The 23,302-nt window shown below is 73.0% G+C and carries 21 protein-coding genes and 1 pseudogene; 10 read left to right on the top strand and 12 right to left on the bottom strand.

What is annotated here, in order from left to right; genetic code table 11:
* Nucleotides 1–684 precede the first annotated feature (684 nt).
* The 3 genes from V3T34_RS05195 to V3T34_RS05185 all read right to left on the bottom strand — a co-directional run bounded on the left by V3T34_RS05195 (nt 685) and on the right by V3T34_RS05185 (nt 2,333).
* Nucleotides 685–1,464 carry a NepR family anti-sigma factor gene (locus V3T34_RS05195; RefSeq protein WP_091888444.1) on the bottom strand — a complete coding sequence of 260 codons (780 nt, stop codon included), beginning with the start codon at nt 1,462–1,464 and terminating at the stop codon, nt 685–687.
* A 158-nt stretch (nt 1,465–1,622) separates the two neighbouring features.
* Nucleotides 1,623–1,994, bottom strand: coding sequence for a CsbD family protein (locus tag V3T34_RS05190; RefSeq protein ID WP_091888484.1), 372 nt, complete (start codon nt 1,992–1,994; stop codon nt 1,623–1,625).
* A gap of 135 nt (nt 1,995–2,129) precedes the next feature.
* Nucleotides 2,130–2,333, bottom strand: a complete 204-nt coding sequence (locus V3T34_RS05185) for a CsbD family protein (RefSeq protein ID WP_048431213.1) — start codon at nt 2,331–2,333, stop codon at nt 2,130–2,132.
* Nucleotides 2,334–2,502: 169 nt separating this feature from the next.
* Here V3T34_RS05185 and V3T34_RS05180 point away from each other — a divergent pair, with 169 nt between their 5' ends.
* Nucleotides 2,503–3,756, top strand: a complete 1,254-nt coding sequence (locus V3T34_RS05180; RefSeq protein ID WP_305077530.1) for an Hsp70 family protein — start codon at nt 2,503–2,505, stop codon at nt 3,754–3,756.
* 7 nt (nt 3,757–3,763) lie between these two features.
* Here V3T34_RS05180 and putA read toward each other — a convergent pair whose 3' ends face one another.
* Nucleotides 3,764–6,853 carry a bifunctional proline dehydrogenase/L-glutamate gamma-semialdehyde dehydrogenase PutA gene (putA, locus tag V3T34_RS05175; protein ID WP_305077529.1) on the bottom strand — a complete coding sequence of 1,030 codons (3,090 nt, stop codon included), beginning with the start codon at nt 6,851–6,853 and terminating at the stop codon, nt 3,764–3,766.
* Nucleotides 6,854–6,976: 123 nt separating this feature from the next.
* Here putA and V3T34_RS05170 point away from each other — a divergent pair, with 123 nt between their 5' ends.
* The gene (locus tag V3T34_RS05170; RefSeq protein WP_060848166.1) at nt 6,977–7,441 is read left to right on the top strand and encodes an Lrp/AsnC ligand binding domain-containing protein; all 465 of its coding nucleotides are present in this window, start codon (nt 6,977–6,979) and stop codon (nt 7,439–7,441) included.
* A 253-nt stretch (nt 7,442–7,694) separates the two neighbouring features.
* Here V3T34_RS05170 and V3T34_RS05165 read toward each other — a convergent pair whose 3' ends face one another.
* The 4 genes from V3T34_RS05165 to V3T34_RS05150 are packed head-to-tail and all read right to left on the bottom strand — an operon-like array spanning nt 7,695 to nt 10,984.
* Nucleotides 7,695–8,537 carry a class I SAM-dependent methyltransferase gene (locus tag V3T34_RS05165; RefSeq protein ID WP_305077528.1) on the bottom strand — a complete coding sequence of 281 codons (843 nt, stop codon included), beginning with the start codon at nt 8,535–8,537 and terminating at the stop codon, nt 7,695–7,697.
* A complete protein-coding gene (locus tag V3T34_RS05160) occupies nt 8,534–9,574 on the bottom strand; it encodes a glycosyltransferase family 4 protein (protein ID WP_305077527.1) in 1,041 nt (346 codons plus the stop codon). The genes V3T34_RS05165 and V3T34_RS05160 overlap by 4 nt, the downstream gene beginning before the upstream one ends.
* A complete protein-coding gene (locus V3T34_RS05155; RefSeq protein WP_305077526.1) occupies nt 9,574–9,975 on the bottom strand; it encodes a 6-pyruvoyl trahydropterin synthase family protein in 402 nt (133 codons plus the stop codon). The genes V3T34_RS05160 and V3T34_RS05155 overlap by 1 nt, the downstream gene beginning before the upstream one ends.
* A gap of 22 nt (nt 9,976–9,997) precedes the next feature.
* On the bottom strand, nt 9,998–10,984 hold the full coding sequence (locus tag V3T34_RS05150; RefSeq protein ID WP_407942676.1) for a zinc-dependent alcohol dehydrogenase: 987 nt from the start codon (nt 10,982–10,984) through the stop codon (nt 9,998–10,000).
* Here V3T34_RS05150 and mdoH point away from each other — a divergent pair.
* The 4 genes from mdoH to V3T34_RS05130 all read left to right on the top strand — a co-directional run bounded on the left by mdoH (nt 10,976) and on the right by V3T34_RS05130 (nt 16,376).
* Nucleotides 10,976–12,757 (top strand): glucans biosynthesis glucosyltransferase MdoH, encoded by a 1,782-nt coding sequence (gene mdoH / locus V3T34_RS05145; protein ID WP_305077525.1) that lies wholly within the window; start codon nt 10,976–10,978, stop codon nt 12,755–12,757. The two genes, V3T34_RS05150 and mdoH, sit on opposite strands and share 9 nt — an antisense overlap.
* An 80-nt stretch (nt 12,758–12,837) precedes the next feature.
* The gene (rlmN, locus tag V3T34_RS05140) at nt 12,838–14,157 is read left to right on the top strand and encodes a dual-specificity RNA methyltransferase RlmN (protein ID WP_060848161.1); all 1,320 of its coding nucleotides are present in this window, start codon (nt 12,838–12,840) and stop codon (nt 14,155–14,157) included.
* 13 nt (nt 14,158–14,170) lie between these two features.
* Nucleotides 14,171–14,668, top strand: a complete 498-nt coding sequence (locus tag V3T34_RS05135; RefSeq protein WP_305077524.1) for a hypothetical protein — start codon at nt 14,171–14,173, stop codon at nt 14,666–14,668.
* Nucleotides 14,669–14,852: 184 nt separating this feature from the next.
* Nucleotides 14,853–16,376: a sensor domain-containing diguanylate cyclase gene (locus tag V3T34_RS05130; protein ID WP_305077522.1), complete on the top strand. Its 1,524-nt coding sequence runs from the start codon at nt 14,853–14,855 to the stop codon at nt 16,374–16,376.
* A 4-nt stretch (nt 16,377–16,380) separates the two neighbouring features.
* Here the strand turns inward: V3T34_RS05130 and V3T34_RS05125 are convergent, their stop codons facing one another.
* The 3 genes from V3T34_RS05125 to V3T34_RS05115 form a co-directional block, all read right to left on the bottom strand.
* Nucleotides 16,381–17,016, bottom strand: a complete 636-nt coding sequence (locus V3T34_RS05125) for a LysE family translocator (protein ID WP_060848158.1) — start codon at nt 17,014–17,016, stop codon at nt 16,381–16,383.
* 129 nt (nt 17,017–17,145) lie between these two features.
* Entirely contained in the window at nt 17,146–18,408 is a 1,263-nt protein-coding gene (locus tag V3T34_RS05120; protein WP_082742599.1) for a porin, read from the bottom strand.
* Nucleotides 18,409–18,688: 280 nt separating this feature from the next.
* Nucleotides 18,689–19,567: a LysR substrate-binding domain-containing protein gene (locus V3T34_RS05115; protein WP_091888466.1), complete on the bottom strand. Its 879-nt coding sequence runs from the start codon at nt 19,565–19,567 to the stop codon at nt 18,689–18,691.
* A 103-nt stretch (nt 19,568–19,670) separates the two neighbouring features.
* Here V3T34_RS05115 and V3T34_RS05110 point away from each other — a divergent pair, with 103 nt between their 5' ends.
* The 4 genes from V3T34_RS05110 to V3T34_RS05095 all read left to right on the top strand — a co-directional run bounded on the left by V3T34_RS05110 (nt 19,671) and on the right by V3T34_RS05095 (nt 22,781).
* Nucleotides 19,671–19,937: a DUF1127 domain-containing protein gene (locus V3T34_RS05110; protein ID WP_244533337.1), complete on the top strand. Its 267-nt coding sequence runs from the start codon at nt 19,671–19,673 to the stop codon at nt 19,935–19,937.
* 124 nt (nt 19,938–20,061) lie between these two features.
* A complete protein-coding gene (locus tag V3T34_RS05105; protein ID WP_091888468.1) occupies nt 20,062–21,192 on the top strand; it encodes a zinc-dependent alcohol dehydrogenase family protein in 1,131 nt (376 codons plus the stop codon).
* A gap of 214 nt (nt 21,193–21,406) precedes the next feature.
* Nucleotides 21,407–21,844, top strand: coding sequence for a tellurite resistance TerB family protein (locus V3T34_RS05100; RefSeq protein ID WP_060848154.1), 438 nt, complete (start codon nt 21,407–21,409; stop codon nt 21,842–21,844).
* Nucleotides 21,845–21,905: 61 nt separating this feature from the next.
* On the top strand, nt 21,906–22,781 hold the full coding sequence (locus tag V3T34_RS05095; RefSeq protein ID WP_091888470.1) for an NAD(P)-dependent oxidoreductase: 876 nt from the start codon (nt 21,906–21,908) through the stop codon (nt 22,779–22,781).
* 162 nt (nt 22,782–22,943) lie between these two features.
* On the opposite strand, the pseudogene V3T34_RS05090 reads toward V3T34_RS05095, so the two are convergent.
* Nucleotides 22,944–23,302, bottom strand: a pseudogene (locus V3T34_RS05090) (transposase); the annotation flags it as partial.

Below are 23,302 nucleotides of genomic sequence, written 5' to 3'. Positions count from 1 at the left end.
CTTCGCGCATCCCCGCGGCTGAGGCGAGGTGGAATTAGTCTAACTGTGATGTTGTTCCTTGTCTGTCGTATTTCGAACGTTTCAAAGCCGATTCCGGCCTATCTCGTTCAGCCGAGCTTTCGATAATTTTCGTATCATATACTCCTCCGCACTATCTGGCCGGTGATTGGAACGAACTTTTCCGCGCGCAGCCGACAGCGGTTGCTGCGATGATATTCAAATCATGGTAGAGATAGTTCGTATATTTGAAAAATAAAACAATGCATACTTGAGCGAAGCAAACGATTTCAGGGACGACGCCGGCGTAACGATTAGTGTCTCGGCGTTTCGCTGGTCTCCGCAGACCGGACGCGAACGGCGTGGTCGATGTTCTCGACTCGAGCCACGAAACGACTTCCCGCGTCGGGCCCCCTCGCCGGAAGCCTAGCGCAGGACGCGTCTCTAGGTCAGCCCGAAGCGGCGACGCGCGTTCTCTCGCCGAAGCCGGGCGGGTCTTGCGCCCGGAGCAGCGGATCAGGCTCCGCGGCAGACCCGAAGTCTGGAGATCCGGGATCCCGGGTTCTCAAGCGCCGACGAGAGGGCGACATCGGGCGTGCCTGCCGGCCTCCGGCGAGCCCGGTGCGTGCCGGCGCGGCGGACGCGCCGGAACCGGACCCCGTAGGCCGTCCCGGCGGGCCGTCGGTCTCAACCGTCGAGCGAGACGGTGCCGGCATGCCCCATCACCGAGCGGGTGAGCCGGTCCGCGCCGAGTTCGCCACCGGAATAGCCGAGGAGCTCGGCGAGCTTGTCGCGGGCGCGGCAGACCCGGCTCTTCACCGTGCCGACCTTGCACTGCATCAGCGCGGCCGCGTCCTCGTAGGAGAGGTCGCCCACCGCGACCAGCATCAGGGCCTCGCGCTGCTCGGCCACCAGCTTGTTGAGAGCGGCCTGGAGGTCCTGCACGTCGAGGCGGTCGCCCTGGTTGGGAGCGGAGGTCAGGCGGGCCGAATAGGCGCCCTCGCTGTCCTCGACCTCGCGCGAGCGCTTGCGGTGCTCGGAGTAGAAGGCGTTGCGCATGATCGTGAACAGCCATGCGCTGAGGTTCGTCCCGGCCTCGAACCGGTCGCGGTTCTGCCAGGCCTTCAGCATCGTGTCCTGGACGAGGTCGTCGGCCCGGGCCGGGTTGGCGGTGAGCGTCAGGGCGAAGCGGCGCAGGGACGGGGTCGCCGCGAGCAGGTCGTCGCGAAAGCCGTCCTTCTTCGGTGCACCGAGCGCGGCGAGCGCCAGTTCCAGGCGCCCGAGCAGGTCGGCGAAGGCGGCCGGTGCCGCCTCCACCTCGACGGCGGCGTAGTGCGCGCGCAGGCGCTCGCCGAGATGCTCCTGCACCGATGGCGGCAGGGCGGGGGCGGCGCCCCTCGGGGCCCCGTCCTGGGCGGCGTCGGCCGCGGCGATCGTGGGCGGACCGGGGGGCGTGCTCTGGGTCATTGGGTCGTTCGGCTGGCGCGGGATTATCGCCAAGCTAGAGCATATGCACCCGTGAGGCGAGGCCGAACCGGCCCTCGCCCTCCGCGCTGCAACCGAAGCACCGCTGCGTTGCAGCGACGGCACGCCGGCCGAGAGCGCCTTCGGCCCCGGTCAGGGGCTCAGCGCCGTCCCTTCAGCAGCCAGCCGGCGACGAAGGCGAGGCCGGCCACCGCCAGCACCGTCTCGGTCGGGTGCGACTCGGCCCGGCGCAGGGCGGAGCGGCCGCGATGGCGGGCCTCGCCGTAGGCCGAGATGCCGCGCGCGTAGGCGTCGCGCCCGCGCTTCTCGATCTCGCCGGCGAGCGCGGCTCCGTCATGCGTCAGCTCCTCGGCGACGCGACGGCCGCGGCCGTAGGCGTACTGGGCCCCGCCGACCACCTGGTTGAAAGCGCCTTCCGCCTGCGGCCGGGCACGGCCGGCGACGGCGCCGTACGCGGTCTGGCCGCGGCCCTTGAGGTGGCGCAGGCCGCCCTCGATCTGGTCCCTGTTCATCACGGTCTCCATCAAGTTCGAGCAAGGGTTCGGCGGACGCGAAAAACGAAAAGGCCGGCCTCCCGCCTGAGCTGCGAGGGACCGGCCCGAACGTCCGCTGCAGTCGGGCCGGCGCGAAGCCGGCCCTCGCGCGGATCAGAGCTTGCTCTTCACCGTGTCGGCGGCATTCTTGATGCCGTCCTTGACGTCGCCGGTGGTCTTCTGGGCCTCGCCCTTCAGCTCCTGGGCCTTGCCCTCGGCCTGCAACTTCTCGTTGCCGGTCATGTTACCGATGCCCTGCTTCACGTTGCCGACCGCCTCGTTGGCGAGACCCTTGATCTTGTCGGTGGTGCTGCTCATGGGAAGCTCCTCGGTTCGTGCAGTTCGTCGACTGCTCAGGTCTGAAGAACCGCCGAGCCGACGCATTGTTCCGCTGCGACAGGACGGGCCGACACCCCCCGGGCTGGACCGGGCGGGCGGAACCCGCTAGGTCGCGCGCCCTCCCTCCCGGCACCGTCAGAGATTCGGCATGAAGGCCTGCGGCCTCGATTTCGGCACCTCGAACACCACGCTCGGCCTCGTCACGCCCGCCGGGGGCGACATCGCGCTCGCGCGGCTGGAGGGCGAGGCGGTCACGATCCCGAGCGCGATCTTCTTCCCGCCCGGCGGCGAGGAGGCGATCGGGCGGGCGGCGATGACCGCCTATGTCGAGGGGACGCCCGGGCGGCTGATGCGTAGCCTCAAGTCGGTGCTCGGCTCCTCGCTCCTCGACGAGACGACCCTGGTCGGGCGGCGCCGGCTGTCGTTCCGGGCGGTGATCGCCCGCTACCTCGCCGCCGTGAAGGCGCGGGCGGAGGTGCAGGCCGGCGAGACCCTGACCAAGGTGGTCCACGGCCGGCCGGTCCACTTCGTCGACGGCGACCCGGAGGGCGACCGCCGGGCCGAGGACGCGCTGGCCGGCATCGCCCGGGAGGTCGGCTTCACCGAGGTGTCGTTCCAGTACGAGCCGATCGCCGCGGCGCTCGACTACGAGCGCGGCCTCGACCGGGAGGAGGTGGCACTCATCGCCGATATCGGCGGCGGCACCTCGGACTTCTCGGTGGTGCGGCTCGGCCCCGAGCGGCACCGGGCGGTGGAGCGGGCCGACGACATCCTGGCCAATGACGGCGTGCGGATCGGCGGCACCGACTTCGACCGCACCCTCAGCGTCGGCGAGGTGATGCCGCTGCTGGGCCTCGGCAGCCCGATGCAGCGGCCGGGCCTCGACGTGCCCTCGTCCTACTTCCACGACCTCGCCACCTGGTCGCAGATCAACCGGCTCTACGACGGCAAGACCCTGCGCGAGCTGCGCTCGCTCCGCCGCGACGTCGCCCGGCCGGACCTGATCGACCGCCTCGCCGCGGTGATCGAGGCCGAGCGCGGACACACCCTGGCGATGGAGATCGAGGACGCCAAGATCGCCCTGTCGGAGATCGACGAGGTCGTGCTGCCCCTCGGCTGGGTCGAGCCCGGCCTCGTCGCCGAGATCGGCCGCCCCGACCTCGCGCGCCACTCCGCCGACCTCGCCCGGCGCATCGGCGCCTGCATCACCCGCTGCCTGCGCGATGCCGGGGTGGAGGCGTCGGCGATCGACGCCCTGTTCCTCACCGGCGGCTCGACCCGCCTCGCCCCGGTCCGCGAAGCGATCCTGGCGGCGGCGCCGGGAGCCCGGGTGGTCGAGGGCGACACCTTCGGCTCGGTCGGCCTCGGGCTGACGGTCGAGGCGGCGCGGCGCTACGGCTGAGCCGCCCCTACCCCTCCATGGCGATCAGCGCCGCGTCGCCGCCGGCCGCCGCGGTGTTGATCGTCACGGTCTGCTCGGTGGCGAAGCGGGTGAGGTAGTGCGGCCCGCCGGCCTTCGGGCCGGTGCCCGACAGGCCGTGGCCGCCGAAGGGCTGCACGCCGACCACCGCGCCGATCATGTTGCGGTTGACGTAGACGTTGCCGGTGGAGAGCCGATCGACCACCCGCTCCACCGTGGCGTCGATGCGGGAATGCACGCCCAGCGTCAGGCCGTAGCCGGTGGAATCGATCGCATCGAGCACCCGGTCGAGATCGGCGGCCTTGTAGCGGGCGACGTGCAGGATCGGCCCGAACACCTCCTCGGTCAGCGCCTCGGGGCCTGGGATCTCGTAGATCTGAGGCGCCACGAAGTGGCCTTCGCCCGGCACCTCGCCGGCGTAATGCACCTTTGCGGTGCGGCGCAGCGCGGCGCCGTGGCGGTCGAGGCGGGTGCGGGCCTCGGCGTCGATCACCGGACCGACATGGGTCGCCGGGTCGCGCGGATCGCCGAGGCGCAATTCGCGCGCGGCGCCCGCCACCATGCCGATCACCTTGTCGGCCACGTCCTCCTGCACCAGCAGCAGGCGCAAAGCCGAGCAGCGCTGGCCGGCGGAGCGGAAGGCGGACATCACCACGTCGTCGGCGACCTGCTCGGGCAGCGCGGTCGCATCGACCAGCATCGCGTTGATGCCGCCGGTCTCGGCGATCAGCGGCACGATCGGCCCGTCCTTGGCGGCGAGCGCCCGGTTGATGTGGCGCGCGACCTCGGTCGAGCCGGTGAAGACCACGCCGGCCACATCCCGATGCGCCACGAGCGCCGCCCCGACCGCGCCGTCGCCCGGCACGAGGTGGAGGGCGGTCGGGGCGATGCCGGCGCGATGCAGCAGGCGCACGGCTTCGGCCGCCACCAGCGGCGTCTGCTCGGCGGGCTTCGCCACCACCGCGTTGCCGGCCATCAGCGCCGCGGCGACCTGGCCGACGAAGATCGCGAGCGGGAAGTTCCACGGCGAGATCGCCACGAACACCCCCCGGCTGCGCAGGGACAGCCGGTTGCTCTCGCCGGTCGGGCCCGGCAGATTCGTCGGCGTGGCAAAGAGCGTGCGCCCCTGCGCGGCGTAGTAGCGGCAGAAATCGACCGCCTCACGCAGCTCCGCCACCGCGTCGTCGAGGGTCTTGCCGGCCTCGGCCTGGAGCAGGTGGATCAGCCGGCCGGTCGCGGCCTCCATCGCGTCGGCGGCCCGCTCCAGGGCCGCGGCGCGCCGCTCGGCCGGAACCCTGCCCCAGGCGGCCGCGCCCTTGCGGGCGGCCTGCATCGCGGCGGCCGCGGTCTCGGGCGAGGCCTCGACGACGCGGCCGACGACCGTGCGGGCGTCGCTCGGGCTCACCACGTCGCGTGCCGTGCCGGGTTGCGTCGCGCCGTCGATCACCGGGGCGGCCTCGGCGGGCCCGCGCGCGCCGGCGATCGCATCCGTCAGGCGCTCCAGCGCCGCCCGGTCGCCGAACTCGACGCCCGCGGAGTTGGTCCGCTCGGGGGAAAACATCTCGGCCGGGCGGCGCAACCTGGCGTGCCGGGCCCGGTCGGGATTGCCGACGCTCTCGGCGGGGCGGCGCAGCAGGGTCGCGACCGGGACCGCCGGATCGGCGGCCTGCGAGACGAAGGAGGAATTGGCGCCGTTCTCGAGCAGGCGGCGCACCAGGTAGGCCAGCAGGTCGCGGTGCCCGCCGACCGGCGCATAGGTGCGGCAGGCCGCCCCCGGCACGCTGGCGAGCAGCCGGGCGTAGAGCGCCTCGCCCATGCCGTGCAGCCGCTGGAACTCGTAGGTGCCGGCCTCGGGCCCCGCCCGCTCGACGATCGCCGCGACGGTCAGCGCGTTGTGGGTGGCGAATTGCGGGAAGAGCCGCGGGCGATGGGCCAGCATCCGCTCGGCCGCCGCCAGGTAGCTCAGGTCCGTCATGCTCTTGCGGGTGAAGACGGGGTAGTCGGGCAGGCCCCGCTCCTGCGCCCGCTTCACTTCCGTATCCCAGTAGGCGCCCTTCACGAGCCGCACCATCAGGCGCCGGTCGAGGCGGGCGGCAAGGTCGGCGACGTGGTCGATCACCTGGAGGCAGCGCTTCTGGTAGGCCTGGATCGCGAGGCCGAACCCCTCCCAGCCGGCGAGCGCGGGGTCGCCGAGCACCGCCGCGATGACGTCGAGGGAGAGCTCCAGCCGGTCGGCCTCCTCGGCATCGACCGTGAAGTTGAGGTCGTAACTCTTCGCGGCCTTCGCGAGGTCGAGGAGCACCGGCACCAATTCTGCCATCACCCGCTCGCGGCCGACCGCCTCGTAGCGCGGATGCAGCGCCGAGAGCTTGACCGAGATGCCCGGACGGTCGGGCAGCGGCCTGTTGCCGGCGGCCTGGCCGATCGCCTCGATGGCGGCGGCGTAGGATTCCCTGTAGGCCCGGGCGTCCTCGGCGGTGCGGGCGCCCTCGCCCAGCATGTCGAAGGAGTAGCGGTAGAGCCGGCCCTGTCCGCTCGCCGAGCGCTTGAGCGCCGCCTCGATCGTCTCGCCGAGGACGAAATGCCCGCCCATCACCCGCATCGCTTGGCGGGCGGCCTGGCGCACGGCCGGAAGCCCCAGGCGCTTGGCGACGCCGGCCAAGATCCCCTCCGGGGTGTCGCCGGGCTGGATGATCCGGGCCGAGAGGCCGAGCGCCCAGGCCGAGGAGCGCACCAGCAGGGCGTCCGAGCGGGTGGCGTGCTGCTCGAACCCGCCGAAGCGCAGCTTGTCCTCGATCAGCCGGTCGGCGGTGGCGGCGTCGGGCACCCGCAACAGGGCCTCGGCCAGCACCATCAGGGCCAGCCCCTCCTTGGTCGAGAGCGAGTATTCGCGCAGCATCGCCTCGACGCCGCCCAGCGATCCGCCCTCCTGCCGGATCGCCTCGACGAGGTCGCGGGCGAGCCGATCGACCCGGGCCTCGCGCTCGGGCGCTAGGGTTCCCCGCTCGAGGAAGAGCCGGGCGAGGGCGGCGTCGTCTGCGGCGTAGGGGGCGTGGAAGACGGGGAGGGGAGCGGGCATCGGGCGTGTCCGGGCGGGGCGGCTGAGCGATTCCCAGCGTATTCGCCCTTCCGCCGCGCTTCGATGGCGCTTATCGCCGGTTTGCCGCAGGATCGGCGGCGAAACCGGGCTTTGACAGAGAACATGACGGACGGGCTCGACCGGGTCGATCGGCAGATCCTCAAGATCCTCCAGCGCGAGGGGCGCATCCCGAACGTCGAGCTCGCCGAGCGGGTCGGGCTGTCGCCCACCGCCACCGGCGAGCGGCTGCGCCGGCTGCAGAAGGACGGGGTGATCACGGGTTTCGGCGCGCGGCTCGACCCGCAGCGCCTCGGCCTGAGCCTGCTCGTCTTCGTCGAGGTCTCCCTCGACAAGACCACGCCCGACGCCTTCGCGCGCTTCGCCGCCGCGGTGCGCCGTGCGCCGGAGGTCCTGGAATGCCACATGGTCGGCGGCGGGTTCGACTACCTGGTCAAGGCCCGGGTCGCCGACATGCCGGCCTATCGCCGCTTCCTCGGCGAGGGGCTCTTGTCGCTGCCCGGCGTCAACAACACCCGGACCTACGCGGTGATGGAGGAGGTGAAGAGCGACGGGGTGCTGCCGCTGTGACGCGATGTCGGTGTGCTCTATTCGGATAATGACAACGGGTGTCTCCCCTCTCCCGTCCGGGTAGGACGATCGGGGGGAACAAAGAGGCGCGGGTTTCCCCCTCTCCCCGCCCGCGAGGAGAGGGGGGGGGGGAAGCCCGCGCTCGGCTCGTCTCGTGAGGGGTTCACACCCGTCCGATCATTCCCGGACCGCACAGCCGGGACCGGCACGGCACCACGGAGGGTCTCGCTGCTCGATCCACTCCGACGGCCCGTCAGGCCGATGGCGGCACTGCCAGCAGGTCCCGATGCCCGATCACCGCCCCGGTCCCGGGCGTCTGCCGAACCTCGCGCCACGCCTCGGCCTCCCCCAGGGCGACCCGCCCGGTTTCCGCCGCCGCCCGGGCGGTGCCCTCGGCGAGCTGGTGCAGCAGGGCGGCCTCGCCCGGCCCGAGGCGCCAGGGGCTGTTCGCGGTCTCGACCGCGTAGCCGTGGGCCTGGAAGGCCCGGGCCAGGGCCGCGGTCGCGGCCGGGCCGAGCGAGGACCCGAAGCCCTTGTCGCCGCCCTGGTGGGCGAGGAAGGCGGCGTGGATCGCGGCGTCGGCCGGGTGGGGCGGCGTCCACTCCTCGGCCCCGTCATAGGTGAGCGCGGTGTAGAAGACGGCGCCCGCCGCCGCGACCGCCCGCGCCAGGGCGGCGATCCAGGCCTCCGACACGAGGTCGAACAACGCCGCCGCGGTGACGAGGTGCGGCGCCTCCGAAAGGGCCGCTTCCGGACCGGCCGCAAGGTCGAGGGCGTTGAACCGCACGGCGATCCGGGCACCGCCGCGGTGCAGGACCAGCCCGTCGCCGGCCGCCTCCGCCCGCTCGGCCCAGGCCGCGAGTCGGGACCGGGCAGCGATGAGCAGGGCCGGATCGTGGTCGACCAGCACCCAGTCCTGGTCCGGGCCGAGATGCGGCGCCAGCGCCCGCAGGTTCGAGCCGCTGCCGCAGCCGAGATCGACTGCCCGCACCGGCCCCGGGAGCACCCGGGCGAGCGCGGCGACGAGGCCCGGATCGCGGGCGGCGTGGTCGGCGGGCTCGCGCAGGGCGAGCCAGTCGGGGCTGAAGCCGCTCATGATGTCCTCAGGGCTGCGGCGATGGCCGCCGCGGTGTCGGGCCAGTCCGGCAGGCGCTGCCCGGCAGCCCAGGACGCGGCAGCGGCCTCGGCCCGGCGCGCGGGATCGGCGATGAGGTCGCGCAGCGCCGCCGCGAGGGCGGAGGCGTCGCCGGGCGGCACCGCGCGGCCGGCACCCGCCGGCACCGTCTCGGCGGCGGCCCCCCCGGTGGTGGCGACGAGGGGCAGGCCCCGGGCCAGCGCCTCCGTCAACGCCATGCCGTAGCCCTCGAACAGCGAGGCCGAGACCGCGAGGTCGGCCCCGGCATGGAGGGCGTCGAGGGTCTCCGGCGCCACCGCGCCGGCGAGCGTGATACGTCCGGCGAGGCCCGCCGCGGCGATCTGCGCGTGCAGGGCCGCGGCGCTCTCCGGCACCCGGTCGAGGCTGCCCGCGACGGTGAGCGACCAGTCGAGGTCGGCGAGCGTCGCGAGCGCCCGCACCAGGACGTCGTAGCCCTTGCGCGGGCTCACGGTTCCGACGGCGAGCAACCGGACGGACGCGCCGGTGCGCGGCGGCACCCGGGCGGCCGGAGCTGTGCCGGGCTCCGCCACGGTGATCCGCCCTGGCGCCACGCCGAACTCGGCGGTGAGCAGCCGGGCGGTGTAGTGGCTCGTCGCGACGACGCGGCTCGCCAGCGCCAGCGCCGCCCGCTCGCCCGCCACCAGGGCGGCGGCGCGCTCGGACGACAGCCCGGTCTCGTAGCCGAGGGGGTGGTGGACCAGCGCCGCCATCGGCCGCCCGACGGCGCGGATCAGGTCCGGCGGCAGCGCGCCGTAGGCGAGCCCATCGACGAGGAGCGCGGCCTCAGCCGGCACCCCCGCCAGCGCGGCCCGCGTGCGGGCGAGGTCGTCGGCGTCCGGATCCGGGAAGCCGTCCGGCAGCCGCAACGGCTCGGCCGCGACGCCGAGGGCCGGCAGGTGCCGGAGGATCCGGCGCGCATAGGCGTAGCCCCCGGTCGGGGCCGCGAGGTCGCCCGGGACGGCGAGGACGAGGCGCATCAGCCGAGCGGCGCCTCGAACCAGGCCCGCGCGAGGTGGGATTCGTGCAGGGTCACGCGGATGCGGCTCACCCCCTCGCCGCCGGGGCCGAGGTCGCCGGCCCGGGCGGCGGCGGCCATCGCCCGGTGGATGTGCCCGCTCAGGAACTCGGTGGTGGTGTTCTCCCCGGCGAATTCCGGCATCTCGTCGAGGTTGCGGTAGTTGAGCGGCGCCAGCACTGTCTTCAGCGCCTCGCTCGCCCGGCCGATATCGACCACTACCCCGTCCGGGGTCAGGCTCTCGCGGAAGAACGCCACGTCGACCACGAAGGTCGCCCCGTGCAGGGCTTGCGCCGGCCCGAACAATTCGCCCCGGAAGCTGTGGGCGATCATCACGTGGTCGCGGACCTCGACGGCGTACATGGGCTGTTTCCTCAGGAGCGGATCACGGGTAGCGGATCACCGTGCACAGGCCCGGCGCGCCGGGCTTGAGCAGGCGGGGGAGGGCGGCGGGCAGATCGGCGAAGGCGACCTCCTCGGTGATGAGGGCGTCGAGGCGTTCGTCGCGCAGCAGGTCGAGGGCCTTGAGCAGGCGCCGCCGGTGGCTCCAGCGCGGGCGGCGCGAGGCCGCCACCGCCCCGACCTGGCTGCCGACGAGGCGCAGGCGCCGGGCGTGGAAGGCGAGGCCGAGAGGGGCCGCGACCGGCTCGGAGCCGTACCAGCTCAGCTCGATCACGGCCGCCTCGTCGCCGGCGAGCGAGAGGGCGAGGTCGAGGCCGGCCGCGCTGGCGCTGGCATGGACCACGAGGTCGGCTTCCGGCCGGGCCGCCCCGGGCAGGGCGAAGGCGAGACCCAGCGCCCGGGCCGTCGCCTCGCGGGCGGGATCGCGGTCGATCAGCTCGACCTCAGCCCCCGGCAGGCCGGCGCAGAGATGGGCGACGAGGAGCCCGACCATGCCGCCGCCGACCACCGCGATCCGGTCGCCCGGTCCGGCGCCCGAATCCCACGCGGCGTTCAGCGCCGTCTCCATGTTGGCGGCGAGCACCGCGCGGCGCGGCGGCAGATCCGGGGGCAGCGGGCAGAGCGTCGCCCGGGGAGCGACGAACCCCTCCTGGTGCGGCTGGAGCGCGAAGACGTGCCCGCCCTCCTGCAGCTCGCCGACCGCGCAATAGCCGTACTTGACCGGAAACGGGAACTCGCCGCCTTGCGCCGGGGCACGCATCCGCCCGGCCACCGCGTCGGGCACGCGGCCCTCGAAGACCAGCCGCTCGGTGCCGCGGCTGAGCGCCGTCCACAGGGTGCGCACGCGCACCTCGTCGGGATCGGGCGCGGGCAGGCGCTCGTGTCGCAGCTCCGCTTGCCCGGCCGCGCTATACCAGAGCGCCCGCACGGTCTCAGCCGTGCCGCCCTCGGATGCCTGACGATGCCGCAAACCGACTCCTCGGTGATCGCCCGCGCGGAGAGTTCCGCCCGCGCTCCTCTCACGACGCCGACGGGCCTGCAAGCCTGCATCACCCTGCGTCGCCGCCGTCTCGCGGTGCTCGGGTTGACCCTCGTCACCGGCCTCGCCTTCGCGGCCGCGCTGGCCGCGGTGCTGGCCCAGGACGGGTTCGACGGGCTCGACCTCGCGTTGCTGGCCTGCGGGATCGCCACCCTGCCCTGGACGGTGCTCGGCGTCTGGAACGCCGCGATCGGCTTCCTCTTGCTGCGGGCCGGCCGGGCCGGTCTCCTCGCCGCCGCGCCCCATGCCGCGGCCGGTGAAGCGGAGACGCCGCTCCACCTGACGACCGCCGTGGTGATGACCCTGCGCAACGAGGACCCGGCCCGGGCGCTGTCGCGCCTCGCCCTGGTGCGCGAGAGCCTGGTGCGTACCGGGGAGGGGGCGGCGTTCCGCTACCACGTGCTGAGCGACAGCGACCGGCCCGAGGTGGCGCAAGCGGAGGAGGACTGGGTCGCGGCCTGGCGCGCCGGCCTGCCCGAGGCGGAGGCCGCCCGCATCCGCTACCGGCGCCGCTCGGAGAACGCGGGCTACAAGGCCGGCAACCTGCAGGAGTTCTGCGCCCGCAGCGACGCCGACCTGATGCTGCCGCTCGACGCCGACAGCCTGATGACCGGCCCGGCGATCCTGCGCCTCGTGCGGATCATGCAGGCCCATCCGCGCCTCGGCATCCTCCAGAGCCTCGCGGTCGGCGCGCCGGCCGCCAGCGCCTTCGCGCGGCTGTTCCAGTTCGGCATGCGCCACGGCATGCTGCCCTACACGCTCGGCGCCGCCTGGTGGGGGGCGGAATGCGGCCCGTTCTGGGGCCACAACGCGGTGGTGCGCATCGCCCCCTTCGCGGCGCATTGCCGGCTGCCCGCCTTGCGCGGCGGCGGCGCGGTGCTGTCGCACGACCAGGTCGAGGCGGTGCTGATGCGGCGGGCCGGCTACGAGGTCCGGGTGCTGCCGATCGAGGAGGGCAGCTTCGAGGACAACCCGCCGACGCTCCTCGACCACCTCGCCCGCGACGCCCGCTGGTGCCGGGGCAACCTGCAGTACCTGCGCCTGCCGCCGATGCCGGGCCTCCTGCCGATGAGCCGGTTCCAGCTCGTCTGGGCGGTGCTGATGTTCCTCAACCCGCCGGCCCTGACCCTGGCGCTCCTGCTCCTGCCGTGGCGCGCCGCGACCCACGACGGCCCGGCGGCGGGCGCGGCCGCGCTCTACCTCGTCTGGCTCCTGCTCTCGCTCGCCCCCAAGCTCGCCGGCTATGCCGCCCTGCTGGCCGACCGGGAGGCCCGGGCGGCCCATGGCGGCGGCCGCTTCCTCGCCGGGATGCTGGCCGAGGTCGCGGCCTCGTTCCTGCTGCTCGGCGCCTCGTCGGTGCGGCTCACCGGCGCGATGATCGGGCTGGCGCTCGGCCGGGCCGGGACCTGGGGCGCCCAGGACCGGGACGCGCGGGGCCTGCGCTGGGGCGAGGGATTGGCCGCCCTGCCGGGCGTCACGCTGTTCGGGCTCCTCGTCTGCGGTGCGCTCGCCCTCGTCTCGCCGGCGCTGCTCGTCTGGAGCCTGCCGCTGACGCTGGGCAGCCTCCTGGCGGTACCGTTCTGCGTCCTCACGGCGGCGCCGGAGGCGGGGCGCGCCATGGCGCGGGCCGGCCTCTGCGCCACCCGGGAGGAGATCGCGCCGCCCTGGGAGATCGCCCGGCTCGGCGAGGGGCGGGCGGCGTGATTGCCCAGGGGAATCGCGTTTCCGCCCGATTGCCCTTATATGCCCGGTTCAATCCGTTTCATCCGAAGGTCAGAAGTATCATGGCGACGGCGTCGTTCGACTCCGCCCGGCGCGGGAATGGCGCTGGTCCCACCGAGGCCCATCCCGGTCCGGCTCCCGCGATCGAGAAGACCCCCGAGATCCGCCCCGAGGCGCTGGAGGCCACCGGCCCGACCTCGCTGGTCGGCCTCACCCGCGAGGCGCTGAAGGGCCGGCTCGCCGCCATCGGCGTGCCCGAGCGCGAGCAGCGCATGCGCGCCGGCCAGCTCTGGCACTGGATCAACGTGCGGGGCGCGGCGTCGTTCGACGAGATGACCAACGTCAGCAAGGTGCTGAAAGGCCAGCTCGCCGGCATCCACACCCTCGACCGGCCCGAGGTGGTGAGCGAGCAGGTGTCGCGCGACGGCACCCGCAAGTGGCTGATCCGCATGCCGCCGACCGGCAAGCACGACCACAACCGCGGCGCCGAGATCGAGTGCGTCTACATCCCGGCCAACGACCGCGGCACGCTCTGCGTCTCGTCGCAGGTCGGCTGCACGCTGACCTGCTCGTTCTGCCACACCGGCACGCAGCGCTTGGTGCGCAACCTGTCGTGCCAGGAGATCGTCTCGCAGCTCGTCGTCGCCCGCGACCGCCTCGGCGACTGGCCGGGCAAGACGCCGCCGAAGGGCGCCTTCGTGCCGGTCGACGGCTCGCGCTTCGTCTCGAACATCGTCTTCATGGGCATGGGCGAGCCGCTCTACAACGTCGACAACGTCATCGACGCGGTCGGCGTGATGAGCGACCACGAGGGCTTAGGCCTCTCGCGCCGGCGCATCACCGTCTCGACCTCCGGCGTGGTGCCGCAATTCGAGCGCCTCGGCATCGAGGCCAACGCCATGCTGGCGATCTCACTCCACGCCGTGCGCGACGACCTGCGAAACGAGCTGGTGCCGCTCAACCGCAAGTACCCGATCCGCGAGCTGCTCCAGGCTTGCCGCGACTATCCGGGCGTGTCGAATGCCCGCCGCATCACCTTCGAGTACGTGATGCTGAAGGGCGTCAACGATTCCGACGGCGATGCGCGCGAGCTGGTGCGGCTGCTCAAGGGCATCCCGGCCAAGATCAACCTGATCCCGTTCAACCCCTGGCCCGGCTCGAAGTACGAGTGCTCGGACTGGGAGCGGATCGAGCGCTTCTCCGAGATCGTGTTCAACGCCGGCTACGCCTCGCCGGTGCGCACGCCGCGGGGCCGCGACATCCTGGCGGCCTGCGGCCAGCTCAAGAGCGAGACCGAGAAGCTGCGCGCCCGCGCCCGGATGATGCTGGAAGAGGGCATCGGCGCCGAGGGCGTCTATGCCGGCGCCCACGACGACGACTGAGCGGGCCCAAGGCATGTCCCTCGGGCGCCTCCTCGCGGTCGCGACCGCGCTCCTGATGGCGAGCGCCTGCGGCGGCCTCGCCCTCGGGATCGGCGTCGTGCTCGACCCTGTCCTGCGCGACCTCCTCGGCACCCTCGGTCTGTCGGGGCTCGAGGCGGTGCTCTCCGACCTCGCCGAGGGCTACGCCCCCGATCCCGGCATGATCGAGGGGGCGCTCAACCTCGGCCGGGCGATCCTGCTCCTCGTCGCGGTGCCCCCCGCGCTCAACGCCGTCGTCGGCGAGGTGCTGCGGTTCCGCTCGCTCGCCTGGTACGGCGGCGCCACCGGCCTCCTCACCGCGCTCCTGCCCTGGCTGATGCGGGGCGGGGCCGGACCCGCCGGGGCCGGGGAGGGGCGGGTGACGGCGATCCTGTTCTGCGCCGGCGGGGTGGCCGGCCTCGTCTACTGGCTCGCCGCCGGGCGCTTCGCCGGGCGCGGGGCCCTCACGATGTGGGCCGCCCCGCGGCGCTGACCCCCGATCGCGCCGATCGTTCGGTCGCTCTTGTCGAAATGGTAACCGTGTGCGCGAAAGACGCTCGCGGTCCATGCAACCAATCGGAAGAAGCTGGGCGCCCGTGACGGGCGTGAAAGTCCTGTTTAGGGTTGCGGGTGCGAGGTCGCATCTCGCAGGACGCCCATCCGAGAGACCGTCATCCATGTCGCTGCCGCGCCGCCTCCTCGCCGGCCCGCAGGCCGTCCGGGTCAGCATCGTGCTCGGCCTGCTGGCGCCCCTCGGGATGCTCGTCGTGTCCGGCTTCATGCTCTACGAGATGCGGCGGGACATGTGGCAGCGGGCCGAGGAGACGTCCCGCAGCCTTTTGGAGGTGGTCGAGCGCGACATCGCCCGCAACATCGAGATCACCGACCTGGCGCTGCAGGGCCTCATCGCCAAGGTCGAGAACCCCGCCGTCGCCGGGGCGCCGGAGGACTTGCGGCGGCTGGTGCTGTTCGACCGCGTCGTGACCGCCGACGGCTTCGGCATCCTGGTGCTGTTCGACGAGCACGGCACCGGGATCCTGAACTCGCGCTACCCCTCGGGGGCCGGCGGCACCTTCGAGGACCGCGACTACTTCCAGGTCCACCGGCGCGATCCGGATGCCGGGCTCTACGTCAGCAAGCCCTACCTGTCGCGGCTGTCCGGGGCCTACACGGTGGCGTTCAGCCGGCGCATCGCGAAGCCGGACGGCTCGTTCGGCGGCGTCGCGGTCGCGACGCTGAAGCTGTCCCACTTCACGCAGATCCTCGAGAAGCTCGACCTCGGCCGCGACAGCAGCATCAACCTGGTGCGCGAGGACGGCATCCGCATCGTGCGCTTCCCCTACGACGTGCGGGACGTCGGCAGCGACCTCTCGGCGATGCCGAACTTCCAGCGCGCCCTGCGCGAGCGCACCGGCAGCTTCGCCGACTGGGCCGCGCGCGACCGCGTACACCGGCTCTTCACCTTCAAGCCGGTCGGCAACCTGCCGCTTCTGCTCGCCCTCGGGGTCAGCACCCAGGAGATCGAGGCCGGCTGGCGCGCCAAGGCCCTGGTCATCGGCGGCACGCTGCTCGCCCTCTTCTGTGTCGCGCTGCTGCTCGCCCTGCTGTGCGGCCGCGAGCTGCGCCGCCGCGGCGCCGTCGAGGCCGAGCTCGCCCGCCTCTCCCTCACCGACGGCCTGACCGGGCTACCGAACCGCCGCCGCTTCGACGGGGCCCTCGACGCGGCCTGGCGGGAGGCCGCCCGCTCCGGCCGGCCGCTGTCGATGCTGATCGTCGACGCCGACCACTTCAAGCGGATCAACGACCGCCACGGCCACGCCGTCGGCGACGAGGTCCTGCGCGGGCTGGCGCGCTGCCTGTCGGCGGCCATCCACCGGCCGCACGACCTCGTCTGCCGGATCGGCGGCGAGGAATTCGCCCTCCTCCTGCCGGACACCGACGAGGAGGGAGCGGCCCGGGTCGCGGAGCGCCTGCGCGCCGGGGTGGCGACGCTCGCGGTCGAGCAGGCGGGCATCCCGGCCGGGGCGGTGACGGTGAGCGTCGGCCTCGCCCCGTCCGCGTGCGCCGACACGCCGGCCGACCTGTACCGGGCGGCGGACGCGGCGCTCTACGAGGCCAAGGCGGCCGGCCGCGACCGCGTCTGCCGGGCCTCCGGCCGCCCGGTGCCGACGCATCTGCGCCTCGTCGCCTCCTCCGCGTGAGCGGTCAGCGCACCGTCAGGAGGATGCGGGCCGCGAAGGTCCCGAACAGTCCGGCGAACAGCCAGTCGATCCCCCGCATCAGCCGCGGCCGGGCCTGGAGCGCCCCGGTGACCCGGGCGGCGCCGAGCACCATCAGGATTCCGAGCGGCAGGGCCAGGCCGACGAAGGCGAGGCCCAGGAAGGCGAGCTGGCCGGTCGGGTTCGGCGAATCGGCGCGCACGAATTGCGGCAGGAAGGTCAGGAAGAACAGCACCACCTTGGGGTTGGTGAGATTCACCCCGAGCCCGAGGCAGAAGGTCCGCCACAGGCCGCCCCGCACCGTCTCGGCCCGCACGGTGAGCGCCGAGCCGTGGCGCAGCGCGTCGATGGCGAGCCAGGCGAGGTAAAGCGCGCCGACCACCTTCAGCACCGTGAAGGCGGTGGCCGAGGCGGCGATCAGCGCCGAGATGCCCAGCACCGCGGCGAGCGTGTGGATCAGGGTGCCGAGGCTCGTGCCCAGGACCGTCACGATGCCGGCCCGGCGCCCCGAGCCGATGGTGCGGGCGAGCGTCAGGCTCATGTCGGGCCCGGGGGTGACGAACAGCACCAGGCAGGCGGCGAGGTAGGCGACCAGGGTCGGGGTGTCGGGCAGGACGCTCATCGGGCGGCTCCGCGGGAGATGCCCGGTCTGTAGCGGTCCGCGCGCCCGGCGCAACTCCCGAACGCGAGAGCGCCCGCCCGGGAGGTCCCGGGCGGGCGCGGACGAGTCGGGCCCGACGTCAGCCGGCAATCAGAAGGTGATGCCGCCCTCGATCATGTAGCGGTCCTGCGAGGTGCGGTTGCCGGTGCGGCCGAAGCCGGTGCCGAGCGTGCCGAAGGCGAGGTCGCCGCGGCTGATGTCGTAGAGCTGCACCCGCGAGTACTCGCCGCGCACGAAGTAGCGGTCGAAGGTGAAGGTCGGGGTGACGGTGAATGACAGGGCCGAGCTGCCCGCGCCGTAGAGCAGGCTGGTGCCGCCGGCGAAGCGGTCGCCGGTCTGGGCGATGTACTCGACGCGGCCGGCGAGCGCGAAGTTGTCGTTGAAGGCGTAGCTCGCGAGAACCGCGCCGCCGTAGGTCGAGGCGCCCTCGGCGATGCCGATCTTGAAGTCGCGCGCGACGTTCGTGTACTGGAAGTAGGGCGTGATCGTCCACGGCCCGTTCGAGTACGTGTAGTTGATCGACAGGATGCCGCTGTTCTGCTGGAACAGCGGGGTCGCGTAGGAGTAGCGCAGGCTGCGCGACAGCACGTCGGTGCGGTCGAGGTTGAGGCCGCCGTTGATGCCGAAGGTGTTGTTGTCGTCGAGCTTGTAGGTGACGGCGCCGGTCAGCCAGCTGATGTTGCCGGAGAAGAACCCGTCGGTGCCGGCGACCGAGGCCGACCACGGCCCGTCGCTGTAGTTCACCTGCACGCCGTGATTGATGATGTTCTCCTGGTTGAACAGGAGGCCGCGCGAGATGTTCAGGTTCTGGAAGGTGAACGGCGCCTCGGTGCCGATCAGGGTCGGCATGCGGCCGCCCTGGATCGACCAGTTGTCGTTGAAGACGTACTTGCCGAAGGCGACCGGCAGCGGCGAGAACAGCAGGTCGGTCTGGTCGAGGGCGCTGTAGTTCAGGAAGCCGAGCGCCGGGATCGCGTAGGCGCCGGCCTGGACGTAGAACTGGAACGGGCCGTCGGCCTTCTGGATCCAGCCCTGGATGTTGGTGAAGTCGACCCGGGCCGCCCGGTCGCTCGGCAGCGGCGCGGCCGAGAACGGGAACGGGTTGGTCTGAGTGTAGGCGTAGCCGGTGATCGCGCCGCCGACGTAGATGTCGCCGAAGCCGCCGAGGGTGAAGCAGGACGGGTTCGGGTTCGGCTTGATCACGCCGCCATAGGCCGGCAGCGACAGGGTCGCCTTGCAGCGCTCGACAACCGCCACCGGGGCAGGGGCCGGGGCGGCCAGGTCGGCGGCCAGGGCGGAGCCGGTCGACAGCAGGGCGACGGTCAGGCTGCTGAGGGTGAAGCGCATTGCCACGGTGAGGAGTCCATCTGGGGCCGGTGACGGCCGGGCCAACTGCAGCCAAGCTGGCAGTATGGCCGGAACGTGGCAAAACCGAATGTTGTGCATCTGCTCAAAAAATATGCAAAATTAGCCATGTTCAGTCAGGGCTTGTTGCTGCGTGTCTTTCTCGCAACGCAACGGCATACTTGCCGCCTGTGTCGACCGCCGAGATCTGGCGATCGTCGGCTCTGCGACGGACGCACCGCCAGACTGGTGAAAGGATTCGGTAACCTGTGACGGCGCGGCGCCGGCCTCACGCCTCCTCGGCCAGCATCCGGCGCAGCCAGTCGAGGAAGGCCGCGGCCTCCGGCGAGAGCGGACGGTCGGGCGCCGGAAGGGCCGCGAAGCCGTTCGCGAAACGGTGGAAGCCTGCGGGCGCGACGAGGCGCCCGGCCGCGAGGTCGTCGCGCACCAGCATCTGCTCGACCAGGGCGACGCCGAGGCCCGACAGCGCCGCCTCGATGCACAGGCCGTTATGCGGAAAGGCGATGTCGCGCGCGGCCGCGAGCTCGCGGCCGGTCGCCGCCTCCCAGGCCGGCCAGGAATGCGGCGTGTGCTCGTGCCGGATCCGGGTCTCGGCGCAGAGGCGCCCGCCCTCGGCCCGGACCGGGTAGGCCGGGGCGCAGACGATGCCGAAGGCGACGTCGCCAAGGCGGATCGCCCGCGCCTCGTCGCGGATCGGCCGGGCGAGCCGGTCCCAGCTCAGCATCAGGTCGGCCCCGTCGTCCCGGGGCGCCCGCGCCGAGGTCATCGAGAGCCGGACCTCCACGGTCGGCCGCTCGCGGTAGAAGCCCGACAGGCGCGGCACCAGCCAGCGCATCGCGAAGGTCGCCCCGCAGGCGAGGTGGACGGTCGCCCCGCGCCCGGCATCGCGCAGCCGCTGGTAGCCCCGCTCCAGCTCGTCGAGCACGCCCGCCACCACGCCGCGAAAGGCCTCGCCGGCCGGCGTCAGCCGCAGGCCGGTCCCGGCCTTCTCGAACAGGGCGGTGCCGGCCTGCTCCTGCAGCGCCCGCACCTGGCGCGACACCGCCCCGTGGGTGCGCCCGAGCTCGTCGGCCGCCTTGGTGACCGAACCGAGGCGCGCCGCGGCCTCGAAGGCACGCAGGGAGGCGAGCGGCGGCAACTGGCGCATGGGGCCCATCCGTGAGCTTTACGCACGAAGCGCGTGGAAGAACTCAATATACGGCGGGGATCCGCCCGGGTAGGGATGGGGGCGAGACAGAATGAGATCCGCCGTGGCCGCCACCGTCATCCCGTTCCCGATGCACCGCGTCGCCGGCGCTCCGCGGACGCTGACCGTGAGCCGCGTGCACGAACCGCGCCTGGCCGGCGTGGCGATCCTGCGGGGCTGGCTGCGCCGCTGGTCGGCCCGGCGCGCCCTCTCCCGCGACCTGCCCCGCATGACCGACGAGATGCTCGCCGATGTCGGCCTGAGCCGCCGGGAGGCCGTCGCCGAATCCCGTCGCCCGTTCTGGCGGGCCGGCGCGCACGACGCGGCGTGAGCCGCCCCGGGCCGGCTCCCTCCGGGGCGGCATGCGTCGCGGCCGGTTGACCGGCGGCAGGGCCGCTGCCAGCCTGATCCCGCCGGGGCCCGCACCAAGACGCGCCCCGCCGGGAGGATGACTCGTGCCCCTACGCGTTCGCGCCGCCGTGCTGCACCACGCCCCCGTGGCGCGGCCCTATGCCGAGACCCGGCCGCTGACCATCGAGACCATCGAGCTCGACCCGCCCGGGCCCGACGAGGTGCTGGTCAAGATCGCGGGCGCAGGCCTGTGCCATTCCGACCTCTCGGTCATCAACGGCGACCGGATCCGGCCGGTGCCGGTGGCGCTCGGCCACGAGGCGTCGGGGGTCGTCGAGGAGCTCGGCCCCGGCGTGACCGACCTCAGACGCGGCGACCACGTGGTGATGTCGTTCGTGCCGACCTGCGGCGGCTGCGCGCCCTGCCGCGAGGGACGCGGGGCCCTGTGCGAGCCCGGCAACGCCGCCAACGGCCGCGGCACGCTCCTGTCCGGTGCCAAGCGCATCCGCTGCGACGGGGTGGAGGTGAGCCACCACAGCGGCGTCTCGGCCTTCGGCGAGTACGCGGTGATCTCGCGCCGCTCGATCGTGCGGATCGATCCCGACATCCCCCTCGTCGAGGCGGCCCTGTTCGGCTGCGCGGTGATGACCGGCGTCGGCGCGGTGGTGAACACCTGCCGGGTGCAGATGGGCCAGAGCGTCGCGGTGGTGGGCCTCGGCGGCGTCGGCCTCTCGGCGCTGATCGGGGCGGTGGCCAGCGGCGCCGGCCGGGTCGTCGCGGTCGATCTGTCGGAGGACAAGCTCCGGATCGCCCGCGAGCTCGGCGCCACCGACGCGTTCCTGGCCTCCGATCCCGATGCGGTCGCGGCGATCCGCGACGCCACCGACGGCGGTGTCGACTACGCCCTGGAGATGGCGGGCTCGGTCAAGGCCTTCGACACCGCCTACCGGATCACCCGCCGGGGCGGCACCACGGCGACCGCCGGCCTCGCCAACCCGAACCACAGCTTCACCCTGCCGCCGGTCGGCCTCGTCGGCGAGGAGCGGGTGGTGCGCGGCAGCTACATGGGCTCCTGCGTCCCGGCCCGCGACATCCCGCGCTACATCGCGATGTACCGCCAGGGCCGCCTGCCGGTGGACAAGCTGATGACCGGCACCCTGACCCTCGACCAGATCAACGAGGGTTTCGACCGGCTCGACCGCGGCGAGGCGATCCGGCAGGTCATCGCCATGTGAGGTCACCGGGTAGGGCCCCGCGCGTGTCGGGCGGGGCACGCCGGCGGTTTTTCGTAGGCTGAAGCGCCGTCCTCGGCACTCCGCCGCGCCGCGCGGGCCGGTGCCGCCCTTGCCGGCGGGCGCGGGCCCGGGCATCCATGCTCGATCGGCGCCCGGACGGGCGTGGGGAGGGCCGTCCGCGGCCGGCCGAGGGACCTTGACCGAAGGACGTGCCATGGGGCTGTTTCAGGATGCCTTCACCCGGGTCGGTCGGGTCGTCATGTCCTATGCGGGGGACACCGCCTTCCTGCACGCCGCCTGCTCGGCAGCCGCCGCCGTGATCCTGGCCGACCAGGAGATCGACGAGCAGGAGATCGAGACGGCGCTCGCCGACCTCAGCAACAACCCGATCCTGCACAAGTCCTACGGCGTGCTGAAGCTCGAGCAGGAGCTGCACGAGGCGATCGCCCGGGCCAAGAGCCGGGCCGGGCGGCTGGAGAACCTGCGCTTCGTCGGCGGCATCGCCGACCGGCCGCTGGAGCAGCGCCAGGACGTCTTCCTCATCGCCGCCGACGTCGCCGACCAGGGCGGCATCAGCGAGCTGGAGCACAAGGCGTTGGACGAGATCGCCGAGGTACTGTCCGTCGACAAGGCGGCGCTCCTCGGCCTGTGAGGCCCTGACGCCGGGCGATTACGCCTTATCTCCCGCGCGACGACGCGGGAGACGGATCGCGATGGATGTCGGATTTCTCGGGCTCGGCCGGATGGGCCGGCCGATGGCGCTCAACCTGGTCAAGGCCGGTCACCGGGTCCGGGTGTGGAACCGCTCGGCTCAAGCCGCCGAGGACCTGCGCGCCCACGGCGCCGAGCCGGTGGCGACGCCGGCCGAGGCTTTCCGGGGCGACGCGGCGGTGACGATGCTGGCCGACGACGCCGCGCTGCGCGCCGTCATCGTCGAGGGCGGCCTGCTCGACCAGGCCGAGCGGCCGGGGCTCCATCTCGGCACCAGCACCATCTCGGTCGCGCTCGCCGAGGAACTGGCGGCGGTCCACGGCCGGGCCGGCGTGCCTTATATCTCGGCTCCGGTCTTCGGCCGGCCGGACGTGGCGGAGGCGGGCAAGCTCAACATCCTGGCCGCCGGCCCCGAGGCGGCGATCGCCGCAGCGCAGCCGCTTCTCGACGCGATGGGGGCGAAGACCTGGCGCTTCGGCGAGGCGCCGGCCCGGGCCAACGCCGTCAAGCTCGCCGGCAACATGATGATCGTCGCGGCAATCGAGGCGATGGGCGAGGCGGCGGCGCTCGGCGAAGCCCACGGCGTGCCGGCGGCCGACCTCCTCGACCTTCTGACGAACACGATCTTTTCCGCACCGGTCTACAAGAACTACGGCGCCTCGATCGCGGCCGCCCGCTACGAGCCGCCGGGCTTCGGGCTGGCGCTCGGCGCCAAGGACGTGCGCCTGGCGCTCGCCGCCGCCGAGGCCGTCCGGGTGCCGATGCCGCTCGCCAGCGTGCTCCGCGACAGCCTGCTCGACGCGCTCGCCCACGGCGACGGCGAGAAGGACCTGGCGGCTTTGGCGACCGTGTCGGCGCGGCGGGCGGGGCGGGGGTAGGGCGAGGCCGCAAGGGGGGACGATCGATCGGATCCCGCCCCGGCCGGCGGATCGCGCGGCCGCGACGGCATCGCCGTCGGAGCCTGCGATTCTAGAGCATTTTCCGACGAAGTGGATGCCGGTTCATCGAAGAAAATGCGACAAGACAATGACTTAGAGCGCCTAACAGAACCGCCTGATCTGGCGGAGGGTGATGAGGCTGGCTTGCAGGAGCGTGAAAGCCTCGTAGATGTCGGCGCGCCGCTCATAGCGGACGGGCAAGCGGCGGGCACGGTTGAACTAGGCGTGGCTGCGCTCGACCACCCAGCGATGCCGCCCGAGCCTGTCACTTCTCTCGATACCGCGCCGGGCAATCCGCGGTGTGATCCCACGTGCCCGGCACTCCCGACGCCGTGCTCTGGCATCATAGGCCTTGTCGGCGTGCAGCTTGTCGGGGCGCTGGCGGGGGCGTCCACGCCGTCCGTTGCGCAGGGGCGGGATGGCGTCCACCGTCGGGGCCATCAGTGGGCTGTCGTGGCAGT

This window comes from Methylobacterium ajmalii (assembly GCF_036448855.1).
In the GTDB taxonomy this organism is placed as follows: Bacteria; Pseudomonadota; Alphaproteobacteria; order Rhizobiales; family Beijerinckiaceae; genus Methylobacterium; species Methylobacterium ajmalii.
The sequence above is the reverse complement of the archived record's forward strand: the minus strand, read 5'-3'. Positions and strand labels throughout refer to the sequence as shown.